General features: G+C 42.9%; 14 protein-coding genes. 11 read left to right on the top strand and 3 right to left on the bottom strand.

Features of this window, described 5'->3' with window-relative positions; translation table 11 throughout:
• Positions 1 to 9 precede the first annotated feature (9 nt).
• The 9 genes from ACVBIL_RS05675 to ttcA all read left to right on the top strand — a co-directional run bounded on the left by ACVBIL_RS05675 (position 10) and on the right by ttcA (position 7996).
• The gene (locus ACVBIL_RS05675; RefSeq protein WP_447159232.1) at positions 10 to 186 is read left to right on the top strand and encodes a cbb3-type cytochrome oxidase subunit 3; all 177 of its coding nucleotides are present in this window, start codon (positions 10 to 12) and stop codon (positions 184 to 186) included.
• On the top strand, positions 186 to 1142 hold the full coding sequence (ccoP, locus tag ACVBIL_RS05670) for a cytochrome-c oxidase, cbb3-type subunit III (protein ID WP_447166013.1): 957 nt from the start codon (positions 186 to 188) through the stop codon (positions 1140 to 1142). Before ACVBIL_RS05675 ends, ccoP begins: the two co-directional genes overlap by 1 nt.
• A 149-nt stretch (positions 1143 to 1291) precedes the next feature.
• Positions 1292 to 1771: a FixH family protein gene (locus ACVBIL_RS05665; protein WP_447166012.1), complete on the top strand. Its 480-nt coding sequence runs from the start codon at positions 1292 to 1294 to the stop codon at positions 1769 to 1771.
• Positions 1772 to 1841: 70 nt separating this feature from the next.
• On the top strand, positions 1842 to 4226 hold the full coding sequence (locus ACVBIL_RS05660; RefSeq protein WP_447166011.1) for a heavy metal translocating P-type ATPase: 2385 nt from the start codon (positions 1842 to 1844) through the stop codon (positions 4224 to 4226).
• Entirely contained in the window at positions 4223 to 4456 is a 234-nt protein-coding gene (ccoS, locus tag ACVBIL_RS05655) for a cbb3-type cytochrome oxidase assembly protein CcoS (RefSeq protein ID WP_447166010.1), read from the top strand. Before ACVBIL_RS05660 ends, ccoS begins: the two co-directional genes overlap by 4 nt.
• A complete protein-coding gene (locus ACVBIL_RS05650; protein WP_447166009.1) occupies positions 4453 to 5145 on the top strand; it encodes a sulfite exporter TauE/SafE family protein in 693 nt (230 codons plus the stop codon). The genes ccoS and ACVBIL_RS05650 overlap by 4 nt, the downstream gene beginning before the upstream one ends.
• A 57-nt stretch (positions 5146 to 5202) precedes the next feature.
• Complete coding sequence (etrA, locus tag ACVBIL_RS05645; protein ID WP_447166008.1) at positions 5203 to 5955, top strand: electron transport transcriptional regulator EtrA; 753 nt, start codon at positions 5203 to 5205, stop codon at positions 5953 to 5955.
• 92 nt (positions 5956 to 6047) lie between these two features.
• Complete coding sequence (gene uspE, locus ACVBIL_RS05640) at positions 6048 to 6980, top strand: universal stress protein UspE (protein WP_447166007.1); 933 nt, start codon at positions 6048 to 6050, stop codon at positions 6978 to 6980.
• An 80-nt stretch (positions 6981 to 7060) separates the two neighbouring features.
• The gene (gene ttcA / locus ACVBIL_RS05635; RefSeq protein ID WP_447166006.1) at positions 7061 to 7996 is read left to right on the top strand and encodes a tRNA 2-thiocytidine(32) synthetase TtcA; all 936 of its coding nucleotides are present in this window, start codon (positions 7061 to 7063) and stop codon (positions 7994 to 7996) included.
• Positions 7997 to 8080: 84 nt separating this feature from the next.
• Here ttcA and ACVBIL_RS05630 read toward each other — a convergent pair whose 3' ends face one another.
• Positions 8081 to 8707 carry a DUF2987 domain-containing protein gene (locus ACVBIL_RS05630; protein WP_447166005.1) on the bottom strand — a complete coding sequence of 209 codons (627 nt, stop codon included), beginning with the start codon at positions 8705 to 8707 and terminating at the stop codon, positions 8081 to 8083.
• Positions 8685 to 9512 carry a glucosaminidase domain-containing protein gene (locus ACVBIL_RS05625; protein WP_447166004.1) on the bottom strand — a complete coding sequence of 276 codons (828 nt, stop codon included), beginning with the start codon at positions 9510 to 9512 and terminating at the stop codon, positions 8685 to 8687. The genes ACVBIL_RS05630 and ACVBIL_RS05625 overlap by 23 nt, the downstream gene beginning before the upstream one ends.
• A 160-nt stretch (positions 9513 to 9672) precedes the next feature.
• Between ACVBIL_RS05625 and yvcK the strand changes: the two genes are divergently transcribed.
• Positions 9673 to 10584, top strand: a complete 912-nt coding sequence (gene yvcK / locus ACVBIL_RS05620; protein WP_447166003.1) for a uridine diphosphate-N-acetylglucosamine-binding protein YvcK — start codon at positions 9673 to 9675, stop codon at positions 10582 to 10584.
• A 290-nt stretch (positions 10585 to 10874) separates the two neighbouring features.
• Positions 10875 to 11393, top strand: a complete 519-nt coding sequence (locus ACVBIL_RS05615; RefSeq protein ID WP_447166002.1) for an HPP family protein — start codon at positions 10875 to 10877, stop codon at positions 11391 to 11393.
• A gap of 201 nt (positions 11394 to 11594) precedes the next feature.
• Here the strand turns inward: ACVBIL_RS05615 and ACVBIL_RS05610 are convergent, their stop codons facing one another.
• Positions 11595 to 12788 carry an amino acid aminotransferase gene (locus ACVBIL_RS05610; protein ID WP_447166001.1) on the bottom strand — a complete coding sequence of 398 codons (1194 nt, stop codon included), beginning with the start codon at positions 12786 to 12788 and terminating at the stop codon, positions 11595 to 11597.
• Positions 12789 to 13301: the final 513 nt, after the last annotated feature.

Genomic DNA, 13301 nt, shown 5'->3' with positions numbered 1-13301 from the left:
AGGCAAAATATGGATTACGGCACATTACGTGGAATTATTACTATCGTTGTAATGGTGACCTTCATCGGTATATTTGCCTGGGCATATAGCGCTAGTCGTAAGAAACAATTCGACGATGCAGCTAACCTTGTTTTCTCAGATGATGAGAAAATCTCGGTATCGAAGGACTCAGGAGAACAAAAGTGATGAGTAACTTCTGGAGTGTATGGATTATCGTACTCACCGTTGTGGTAATCATTGGTTGTATTGTTCTACTTCGTGCTTGTTCTAAGAACGACACGGGCGTAGAAGAAGGCAAATCAATGGGTCACAGCTTCGACGGTATTGAAGAGCTAAACAACCCACTACCTAAGTGGTGGAGTTATATGTTCTACATTACCATCGTATTCAGTGTTATCTATTTAGCACTGTACCCAGGACTTGGTAGTTTCAAAGGCTTATTAGGTTGGACAAGTGCTAACCAAAGCGTTCGTACTATTGAAGAGTCAAAGCAAGCTGTTATTGACGCTCAAAATGAAGGGCGTTGGGTGCAGTATGACCAAGAAGTTAAGCACGCAGACGAAAAGTTTGGTCCTATCTTCAAGGCATATGCTGATACACCACTTGAACAGTTAGTTAAGAATGAAGAAGCCCTAAAAGTGGGTGGACGTCTATTCTTACAAAACTGTGCAATGTGTCATGGTAGTGACGCGCGTGGTAGCAAAGGCTTCCCTAACCTAACCGACAACGCGTGGTTATATGGTGGTGAGCTGGCAACGATTAAGACCTCAATCATGAACGGTCGTCACGGTATGATGCCGCCAAAAGGTGGTTTACCGATTGAAGACAGTGAGATTACAGGTCTAGCTGAATACGTTGTAAGCCTATCTGGTCGTGAGCACGATGCAGCACTTGCAGCTCAAGGACAGGGTTCATTCATGAAAGGCTGTTTTGCCTGTCATGGTATGGACGGCACCGGTAACAAGTTTATGGGTGCGCCTAACCTAACTGACAATGCGTGGGTCTACGGCGGAAGTCGTGGCGCTATCGAGCAGTCAATTCAGAACGGTCGTACAGGTGTTATGCCTGCATGGAAAGATGTATTAGGTGAAGAAAAAGTTCACGTAATCACAGCTTACGTTTACAGCTTGTCAAACAAGTAGTTACACCTGACTAACATCTAGTGTACTAATAAGGCCTCGTCACCAACGAGGCCTTTTTTTTAAGTGCTAAATCACAGTTTTTTGGGTAAAATATGCGTTCTTTTTTCCCAGCATTTAACAACTATTCTAATAAGTAAAGGCGGTAAATAATGTCGACTCCACAACCCTGGTATAAACAGTTCTGGCCTTGGTTTCTTATCATATTGCCATTATGTGCCGTGGTCGCAAGTATCAATTTATTTTGGGTTGCTTTTAACAACCAAGACCCATTGGTTACCGAAGAATACTATAAAGAAGGTAAAGGCATTAATATTGACCTTCGAAAAATAAAGCATGCTAAGCAGCTTGGCATGAACTACATGCTAGAGTTTGATGACAAATACGTTGAGCTCTCTCAACAAGGTGGCGATAAGTACCTTGCGGGGTTAAGTATTAGCTTTTATCACCCCACTCTTGAAGATCGAGATTTCTCGCAAATTGTTACCGCTGATGCCAATGGCGTATATCGAATTGATTTAACTCAGAATATTGAAGGCCCTTGGGACGTCAGAATTGAAGGCTATGATCAAACTTGGCGCATTCAGCAGCGTGTCACGTTAAAAGACGATCAGCAATACTGGCTAAACTAATTGGTTTATGCCCTAACCCGCTAGCATCAGCTGCGGGTTCTTTAAATACTTACAAAAAGAATAACATCCCATGAGTCAAGCAAGCTGCTTTCATTGTAGCGAACCAGTGCTAACTGGTCAGCAATTTACAACCCCCATTAACGATGTGGAGCAGCTCATGTGCTGCCCTGGCTGCCAAGCGGTGTCGCAAGCGATTATCGATGCTGGACTCACCAATTACTATAAGTTCCGTACAGAGCCTGGTAATAAGCAAACAGCGTTAGTGCCTGAAGAGTTATCTAACTTCAGTGCTTATGACTTACCAGAAGTGCAGCAAGACTTTATTCAACAAAGAGATGCGTTAAATGAAGTCTCGTTAACGGTTGATGGGATCACCTGCGCTGCCTGTGCTTGGCTGATTGAACATAAGATTAATAAGCTTAACGGCATCGCTAAAATTCAAGTTAACTCAACCACGCAGCGTGCTTTGATCGCGTGGGACAGTGACAAAATCAAACTCAGCGAAATCCTCAATCAAATAAGCCTAATAGGCTATCAAGCGGCGCCGTTTCAAGTCGACGAACAAGAAACTAAAAGTAAGAAAGACAGTCGCAAATTCTTATTAAGACTCGGCCTTGCGGGTTTCGCAACCATGCAAGTGATGATGTTTGCTCTCGCCCTTTATTCTGGCTATTTTTCCGATCTTGATACTGAATATCGTGACTACTTCCGTTGGGTCAGTATGTTGTTTGCCGCCCCTGTAGTGTTTTATTCTGCTCAACCATTTTACTTTAGTGCCGTCCGCTCGTTGCTGATGGGCAGATTAAACATGGATGTGTCTGTGAGTATCGCCATTTGCGGCGCTTATATCGCAAGCTGCATTGAAACCATCAATGGTACCGGCGAAGTGTACTTTGAGTCGGTATCCATGTTTACCTTCTTCTTGTTGCTGGGACGCTTCTTTGAGCAAAATGCCCGTCAAAAAGCCTCGGTGAGCTCCAGTAATTTGCATAAATTAGTGCCATTAACTGCACAGTTAAAAACTGACGAAGGTTTTGATGAAGTACCGGCTAAACGGTTGGTTATTGGCGATATCATTTTAGTTAAGCCGGGTGACGTTATTGCTGCTGACGGTGTTGTTGTTGAAGGCGAGTCTGCGGTAAATGAAGCCATGTTAACGGGTGAGCAAATGCCGCTACATAAAGCACTTGAGTCAGAGGTGTTTGCTGGCACCATTAACATTGAGCAGCCGATATTAGTTAGAGTGACTGCGCTTGGGCAAGATCAGTTAGTTGCTGAAATTATTCGTCTGCAAGAGATAGCATCCAACAATAAACCCAAAGTCGCTTTATACGCAGATCGATTCTCTAATTATTTTACCGCGGCTATTTTACTGATTGCCACATTGACCTATCTGTTTTGGTACTTCTATTCACCGGAAGACGCTTTTTGGATCACTTTATCGGTATTAGTCGCAACCTGCCCTTGCGCCCTTGCTTTAGCAACGCCAACCGCTGTGACCTGTGGTACAGCGATTATGACCCGCCTTGGGATCATTACTCGTCGCTCGGGTATTTTTGAAAAACTACCTAAAATTCAGCATGTTGTTTTCGATAAGACGGGCACGCTGACTTTAGGTTCATTATCGATTAGCGATGTAGAGCTAACCGGCGATATATCAAAGGCCAAAGCACTTGGTTACATTGCGGCATTAGAATCTGGCTCCTTGCACCCTATTGCCAAAGCGTTTACAGCTCATATCGATAAGTCTATTAGCGTGACACAAAGACTAAGTGTGGTTGGTAATGGTCTGTCAGGAGTGATAAATGGCCAGACGTTTAAAGTGGGCAGTCAGCAATTTGTTAATGGCACCGATAATATAGAGAGTGCGACAACGGTTTGGTTAAGTTGTGATGGCGTTATTCAAGCTAAGGTCACGTTGAATGATGAAGTTAGGCCTGATACCGCTAAAGCGGTAGCGCAACTTAAGCAAATGGGCTGCAAACTCAGTATTGCTAGTGGTGACAACTCGACAGAAGTTGCTGCATTAGGCAAAAGGCTTGGCATTGATGATGTGCACAAAGGGCTTTCGCCAAAGGATAAACTGGCATTAATCAACACATTTCAGCAGCAAGGCCAAGTGGCCATGTTTGGTGATGGTATTAACGATGCGCCAGTACTCGCAGGCGCAAACTTATCTATTGCGATGGGCAGTGGCGCTGCGATTTCTAAAAACAGTGCTGATATTATCTTGTTAGGCGATAACCTATCTCGATTTGCCGATGCAGTTAAAGTGGCAAAGTTAACCGGACGGATCATTAAGCAGAATTTATTCTGGGCCCTAGGTTATAACCTGTTTATAATCCCGTTGGCCGTGAGTGGCCATGTCGCACCATACATTGCAGCAATAGGCATGTCAGCGAGCTCGCTCATTGTTGTCAGTAATAGCCTAAGACTACTTAAGGTTCGTTTATGAGTATTATTTATGTCCTGATCCCTATCGCCATGCTTTTTGTATTGGTCGCTGTCGGGGTCTTCTTTTGGGCAGTAAAGTCTGATCAATTTGATGATCTCGAGAAGCAAAGCGTATCCATACTGTTTGAAGATGATAAAGCGCAAAGCGATAACTCAAGCTCTACTGCCACAGCCACTGAAAAAAGCAGCACAGAAAGCAACAACACACAAACCAAGAGCGAAAAAGAGTGAATGATTACAGCTTGATTGGTGCATTGCTCGTTGGCGTAATGGGAGCCGGTCACTGTATTGGTATGTGCGGCGGGCTAGTCGGCGCACTATCTGCAAACCTGCCTAAGCAACAAACGGGCAATAAGCTCGTGGCGCAATTGGGTTACCTGCTTAGCTACAACAGTGGCCGGATCATCAGTTACACCCTCGCTGGCGCGTTTGTCGGAGCAAGTACCAGTGCGCTTGGCTTATTATTTGATGTCGATACTTATTTGCTAGTCCTGCGTTTGTTTGCGGGATTGATGATGATTATTACTGGCCTCTACATTGCTCAAATCTGGGCCGGCATCGTGCAGATTGAACGCCTAGGTAAGTGGTTATGGCAATATATCTCGCCTATTGCTAACAAATTTATTCCTATCAAAAACAAGCGACATGCATTTATCGCCGGCAGTCTTTGGGGATGGTTACCCTGTGGGCTGGTTTATAGCATGTTGACCTGGTCTGTTGCTGCTGGTAACGCAATTGACGGTGCGTTAATTATGCTTGCCTTTGGCGTAGGGACATTACCAGCCTTGTTAAGCGCTGGCATTGCTGCCAGTACATTTGGCCGTTGGGTACAAAAAAAATCTGTTCGAATTATAAGCGGATTTGCCTTAATGGCGTTTGGAGTCCAGACCTTGTACATTGCTATTGGCCAGCTTAGCTAGCTCCAAATATCAAATTAGTTTAACATAGTAGATGAATAGTCAAAATTGAGAGAGACAATGTCAGCAGATAACAACAAGAATCGTCGTCAAATGGCATCTGGATGCGCGATTCATTGTCATGATTGCAGCATGGGTACACTTTGTATTCCGTTCACGCTAAACTCAAATGAGTTAGATCAACTTGATGAAATCATCGAACGTAAAAAGCCTATCCAAAAAGGTGACCCGATTTTCAAATCTGGCGACCCGCTAAAGTCTTTATTTGCAATTCGCTCTGGCACAATTAAGAGCTATACCATCACAGAGCAAGGCGATGAGCAGATCACCGGCTTTCATCTTGCTGGCGACGTTATCGGTTTTGACGGTATTCATTCACAAATTCACCAGAGCTTTGCACAGGCGCTAGAGACATCAATGGTTTGTGAAATCCCCTACACCACTCTCGATGAACTAACTGGCAAGATGCCTAAGCTTAGACAGCAAGTCATGCGCTTAATGAGTAACGAAATTCAAAGCGATCAAGAGATGATTTTACTGCTAAGCAAGAAAAATGCTGAAGAAAGACTTGCCGCTTTTATTAGTAACTTAGCTAAACGCTTTGGCAGTCGCGGCTTCTCACCAAGAGAGTTCAGATTAACCATGACTCGCGGCGACATAGGTAATTACCTTGGGCTTACGGTTGAAACAATTAGTCGTTTACTTGGTCGATTCCAAAAAGCGGAACTAATTGAAGTTAAAGGCAAATATATTACGATATTAGATATAGATGCATTGAGTGAATTGTCAGGTAACAGTAATATTGCGAGATAGTATTTTTTAGACAATCACTTGATCTAAAACAATACTAAATCATCCCGCTCGTGCAAGATGAAACTAGACGATATTTAGATAAGGAAACAGTTATGATGGATTATCAAAAACTCCTTGTGGTTGTCGACCCAACGACAGATAAACAAACGGCTCTTGCTAGAGCCGTTGAACTCGCCTCAGAAAGCCAAGCGGTAATCACCGTATTTTTATCCATTTTCGACTTTTCTTACGAGATGACCTCGATTCTTTCTGGCCAAGAGCGTGAATCAATGCGCGAAGGTGTTGTCAATCAACGCAAAGCTTGGCTTGAAGATGTTGTCAAACCTTACCGTAAAGACGGCTTAACCATTGACTTAGATGTTATTTGGCATAACCGCCCTTTCGAAAGCATTATTAAGCACGCCATTGAAGGCAAGTATGATCTTATCGTTAAAGGTACTCATGAGCACGATAAGCTAAAATCTGTTATTTTTACGCCGACAGATTGGCACTTGCTGCGTAAAGCACCAATCCCAGTATTACTGGTTAAAGCGCAAGATTGGCCTGTAGCCGGAAAAATTCTTTGCGCCATTAACGTGAGCGCAGAAGATGACGATAATGATTCGCTTAATGGCAAAATTATCACTCACGCTAAAAAGCTTGCCAAGCAGTTTGAAGCGCAAGTTCATTTAGTTAATGCGTATCCAGGTACACCAGTCAATTTAGCTATCGAACTGCCAGACTTTGATGCTTATACCTATAGTGAAACAATAAAATTACAGCATGAAGCGCGGATAAGTTATATCGCCAATGCTTATGAGATCTCACCAGATAATTGCCACGTTAAAGAAGGGCTACCAGAAGATGTTATCCCTGATTTGGCTACCGCTTTAGACGCTGAGTTAGTCATTCTTGGGACCGTTGGCCGTACGGGCCTTTCGGCAGCATTAATCGGTAACACAGCCGAGCATGTTATCGATAGCATCAACTGCGACCTACTCGCAATTAAGCCTGACGGCTATAAATCGCCATTAGAAGAGGTATAACCGCTTTCTAAGCTTTACCAAAAGCCTTTAAGCTGGAATAATACGCGCCCTGAACATTTGTGTACTAGGCGCGTTTTTTTATGTCCGAAGAATTAACTCCAGAACAAGTCACCCGCATGTCAAAACTGCAGAAACGTTTACGCAGTGAAGTTGGCCGTGCCATAGGTGATTACAACATGATTGAAGAAGGTGACCGCGTCATGTGTTGCCTATCTGGTGGTAAAGATAGTTATGCCATGCTTGATATCTTGTTGAATCTTCAGCAACGCGCTCCTATCAAATTTGAAATTGTTGCGGTTAACTTAGATCAAAAGCAGCCAGGTTTCCCTGAAGATATTTTGCCTGCGTACCTAGATACCTTAGGTGTTGCTTACCATATCTTGGAAAAAGACACTTATTCAATCGTTAAGGATAAGATCCCGGAAGGAAAAACGACCTGCTCTCTTTGCTCTCGTCTGCGTCGGGGTACGCTTTATGGCTTCGCTCAAAAAATTGGTGCGACCAAGATTGCACTTGGCCATCATAGAGACGACATCATTGAGACTCTATTCTTAAACATGTTCTTTGCTGGCAAGATGAAAGCTATGCCACCAAAGCTACTGTCTGATGACGGTGCAAATATGGTGATCCGTCCTTTGGCTTATAGTCGCGAAAAAGACATTGCTGAATATGCTGGTTTAAAGGGTTTTCCAATCATTCCTTGTAACCTGTGTGGTTCTCAAGAAAACCTAAAGCGCGCAGCCGTAAAAGACATGCTAGTGCAGTGGGATAAAGAACATCCTGGTCGTATTGAAACTATCTTTACCGCGATGCAAAATACATCCCCCTCTCAAGGTGTTGATCGTGAAAAATTTGACTTCTTGTCATTGACTCGCGATCCAGATGCGCCAATGCGCGGTGATGTTGCTGAATCTGACTTACCTGCGTTTGATTTTGTAGATGTGGCCAACAATGGCCATATTAATCTCGATGCCGCCACTCGTATTGATGTGGTCAGCACCTACACGCCAGAGTAACAGCCAGACTCATTTCTAACTAAAAAGCCCTGCATTGCAGGGCTTTTTGTTGGGACATCATTTTTTAGCGAGATCGTAATAAAGTTACTTAGATGTCCAAGGGCTGATAACCTTAGGGGCAACTGAGGACTCAAGCGTGGTCAACTTATCTAATTCACTCATTTGCAAACGATAAGTCCCGGTAACGGGAATGACTTTATTATCGATAGTCAGCGTTGCATCGTCACCAAACTCGAAGTTTAGGCCAGCGATGTCTGATGCTAATAATCGCATAGGGAAGCCTTGCATACGGCTTAAGAGTGCGTTCATCTCTTCGGCAATTTGCTTAAGCTCTGCTTGGTCGTATGCTTTTTTAGTATTTTTTGCCCTAACCTGCATAGCAATTGCGCAAGACTGTGCATCACCATCCTCAACATCAAGGTTAATCAATGCCCGATCTGATTTTAGCTGAGCATCATAAGGCAAAAATAAACGCTGATCTTTAGTTATCGTTACAGGAAAAGAATCTTTTTCTGTTGTGATAGTGCCACTTTTAACCTTGCAACCATTAGCTTTTGAAACAGAAAATGCTAATTCAACTAATTGATAATTCCCTTTATTAACTTGCTTTAAACGTTGATAAAAGCTCTGATACTCAAGTGAAATCGGCGCAGCGTGGGCAGTCGTAGTCAGCCCAAGTAAAATACAGCTAAACAGCAGTTGTTTTTTCATTGTTATCCACTAAAAATCGTTGGTTTTGACGTAACATTTCAAGTAGCTCATCAATATAAGCTTCTTGACGTTCGGAGTAATTAATGAGCCCGTAGACTAAATCTTGTGCGCTAGGCGTTTTATTTTGTGTACGAAGATCTGCTCTAATCGAGCGTAATAAAGAGTAAGCCGCATTTGAGTTAAGGTTACGCATATAAGAAGCTACGGAGTCTTCTACTGTTTTAAATAGCGCAACTTCATGGGACAAGCCTTGGGTTCTCGATTGTGGCACTAAGCCGCAGCCCTTTCTGAAACACCATTGACCGAAAAAGTTTAGTCCTTCGCGAGCAAAGCGTGATGTTCCCCAACCCGTTTCATTGGCTGCTTGAATTAACACCATCTCTTCAGGGATGACATCCACACGAACTAACAAAGTATCGATATTAGCAATGGTTAAACTTCTAAGCGTATATTGATACTTTTCAGAGATCTGCTGCAGTCTAAATTCGTCAGCTTCGGTAAGCTCTTTGTGATTAACAATTTGATTTCGAATAGCGACAAGAAAGTCACGTTCGTCTTGAATAATCGCATTTTGATGCTTAATAGATGGTTTGAGAAATGCAAAAAATGTAAGTTTTTTCTCTTTAACATCGGCTATAGCCGCGAAATCCGGTACAGCGCTTGCCGTTTCTGCATTTTTAACGGCTTTGCCTAATGATGTAACTTCATTTTCAGTGACTGGAACGAATACCAATCTCACCAATAAGATCAGTGCTATTACAAGCCCTAATGCTATGGTAAACAACCCTACTTTACCTGTCTTCACTCGTTTTCCTTTATCAAACTCAATCGACTAAATACGTTGATTAATTGCGGCTATTATATGCTAGGTTTAACTGATAATACATCGCGAATAATTTTGAGTTCTCAGTTATAATTCTCGCGTCTTTATAATACTTTGGGTATTCAGGAAGGAGACCCCAACAATGAAACACAATGGGTTGAATCAATATAACCATGTGGTAGCCATAGGTGGCGGGCATGGTTTAGGGCAAGTGTTATCTGCTCTTTCTTTTTTAGGGCCTAGGCTCACAGGGATAGTTGCAACCACAGATAATGGTGGTTCAACGGGGCGCTTAAGAGCTGGGCAAGATTGCATAGCGTGGGGCGACTTGCGTAACTGTTTGACTCAATTGGCGAAACGCCCTTCTGTCGGCTCCTTAATGTTTGAATACCGCTTCGGTGGTGATAGCGAATTGTCTGGCCATAATCTTGGTAATCTGATGCTTATGGCCCTTGATGAGCTATGTGTCCGCCCGCTTGACGCAGTTAATTTAGTCCGCAACTTTCTAAATATTGATACGCGCTTAATCCCAATGTCAGAAGAGCCGACCCACTTAGTTGCGCTTCAGGCCTGTGGAACGAGTGTTTTTGGTGAAATGAATGTCGATAGAATGCAAGATGCCCCGATTGCTTTGTCCCTCGACCCACAGGTTCAAGCGACCAGTGAAGCTTGTGAAGCTATTCGAGAGGCTGAATTAATTATTTTAGGCCCTGGTAGCTTTCTAACGAGTATCATGCCGCCATTGTTGCTGCCCAAAATAGCCAACGCGCTTGCACAATCAAAAGCAGAGGTGATCTTAATAGATAACCTGACCGATGAGCCGTCACCCATTGCTTATTGCAGCTTAAGTCACAAGATCAATTGGTGTCATCAGGTATTAGGGCTAAAGATTATCGATAAGGTTCTGTGTAACGCGGACCGTGCTTACCAAGAAGATAATATAAGTTACTATCCGCTTCGTAGCTCACATCATATTGGTTTACACGATAAACGCGCGCTAGCTGATGCACTATCTTTGATGGTTAGTCACGATGTTAAGGTAATGACAACATAGTCAAGTACCAGTTGAGAGTTGACCAGATATTAACGAGGATCAGCCAAGCGCTTTTTTATGGGTTACTGACAAAATGCGATGGATTATTGTTTGATTTAATTAACGTAAACATCGCATTAGAAAGGCCGTAAAACCTGGTCAGTAAGCTTCTATTTAATAATACAATATTTGAATTTCGTCATTACAATGTAAGTTATTATCTGCATTTGACAGCTCAGCCCTTCACTGTCCATTACTTGACCAATTAGTCACCTCTAGCCAGACTAAATAGTTACTGATATGGATAATTAATGGCACCTTGTCACGATGAAAACACCTATCGCCACTCTTTTAAAGAAAATAGATTAGTTAAAGCGACTGTTTCTGCATTAGGCGCAGCTCTTTGTATATGGACTCTGGCAGCAATCGATATGGGAATGGACTCGCCCTATGTGCTGATAGCCCCTTTTGGGGCGACGATGGTACTTATTTTTGGGGTACACCGCAGCCCATTAGCACAGCCTAAAAATGTCATATTGGGCCATATCATTACCGCAACGGTAGGACTTGTCTTTGTCAACTATCTACCTGTTACGGCGTTAACATTAGGGCTAGCAGTCGGGTTCGGCCTGTTTTTCATGTTACTTTTTGATGTTACCCATCCACCGGCAGGGGGAAACCCGCTGCTTATTATGCTTGGTGGGCATACAAGTTGGACTTTTTTACTTCATCCTATTTTAATCGGTACCCTAGGTATTGTGGTATTAGCATTGCTTTACCATCGATTGATTCCCGGACATATTTATCCCTATGTAGAACCAAAAAAATAAGCCACATACGGACTTTTATTGTTGCTGTTTTAGCGATAACCCTTGCTAAGGCGGTGTTAAAGGGACGAGGCTATTGCGTTTATACTTGCGACAACAGGCTTATTAAGCATAAAAATGCGCGTAGTGGGAACACTAACGCGCATTTAAATTTTGTCAGGCTCAGAGCCTACTCTATGCTATTTGAGTGGGGTAATCGCTAGATTAAATAACCTTAGCAATTGCCTCACAAATAATAGGCATATTGCTCTTAGTCATGCCAGCTACGCTAATGCGACCAGAACCTACGATATAAACAGCAAACTCTTCTCTTAAACGATTAACTTGCTCTTTGTTTAATCCTGAGAAGCTAAACATGCCGTTTTGACGAGAAATAAAGTCAAAGTTTTGCTCAACACCAGCCGCTTTTAGTGACTCGACGAATAAGCTACGCATTTCAGCAATACGCTCACGCATCTCTTTCAACTCATCATGCCACAGCTGCTTCAGCGTTTCATCGCCTAAAATTGTGCTAACAATTAGCGCGCCGTGTGCTGGAGGGTTCGAATATGACGCGCGAATAGTGCTCTTGATCTGGCTAAACGCGTTAACCGCTTCACCGCTATTAGAGGCCACAACCGTAACTGCGCCAATACGTTCATTGTAAAGGCCAAAATTCTTAGAGAAAGAGTTAGCAACTATTAATTCAGGCACGGTATTGGCAACAATACGTAAACCTTGAGCATCTTCTTCAACACCTGTACCAAAACCTTGGTAAGCAAAATCGAAAAGTGGGACTAACGACTTCTCTAAACACAGGTCAGCCACTTGCTGCCACTGCTCAAGGTTTAAGTCGATACCCGTTGGGTTATGACAGCAGCCGTGAAGCAAGACGAGATCGCCCGCTTTCGCGCTCTGTAGATCCGTCATCATAGCCTCAAAATCTAGACCATGGGTTTCCGCCTTGTAATAGCGATATTCAGCAATTTGTAAGCCCGCTGTAGTAAAGATATTGTTATGGTTAGCCCAAGTAGGATTGCTGACCCAAATCGTTTTTGAGGTTGTGTGACGAACTATAAATTCTGCAGCGACCCTTAAAGAACCGGTACCACCCGGTGCCTGCGCAGTTAATGCACGCCCATGAGATACCACGTCATGTACTTCACCAAAAAGTAACGTTTGAACGGCATCGTTATAGGCTTGAACACCTTCCATACCTAAGTAACTTTTACTTTTCTCAGTCGCTAATAGTTTCTCTTCTGCAAATTTTACAGATTTTAGGATAGGTGTCTGACCTGATTCGTTCTTGTAAATGCCCACGCCTAAATTCACTTTGTTATCGCGTACGTCGGCTTTAAATGCATCTGTTAAACCTAAAATGGGATCAGCTGGGGCCAGTACAACCTGGGAAAATATCATGACGGCTTTCCTAAATATTAGAAGTGTAGGGTTTTCCAGTGTATTTATAACATTGAAGCTAGATGGGGCAAAGCGAGATTTATGATTATTAGTAAAATTTGAGGGCTAGCCAATTTTTCATTATTTGAACGGCAAAAATATGCTTATTTCTTAAAATATGTCTAAATAATTCAGAATACTGCAAGATGTTAGCTGGAAATAAATTTCGCTCATGACGTTTAAAACAATAATGCTGTTTACGGTTTCAGCCCTAAAGCACTATGCCGGTATAGAACGTATTCATCGAATCGAGTTTACCTTGAACATTACCTCATCGATGCGCCTTGAATAGAAAAGCCAGAGAGACTGAACTGATCACACATTGACTATTAATCGCTTGGTAAAAAGGCAAAGAAGCAATTGAACGTGCCGAAGGTTTACAAGGAATACGTGATGTACTTTTTAAGAAGTGAGGCACGAAAAAGCCGCTGTAAAAAACAGCGGCTTAATCTTTGAATATGGCGGAGAGATAGC

This window comes from Shewanella sp. 125m-7 (assembly GCF_052977045.1).
Note: the sequence above shows the minus strand (reverse complement) of the source record. Positions and strands in the feature narration are given on the sequence as shown.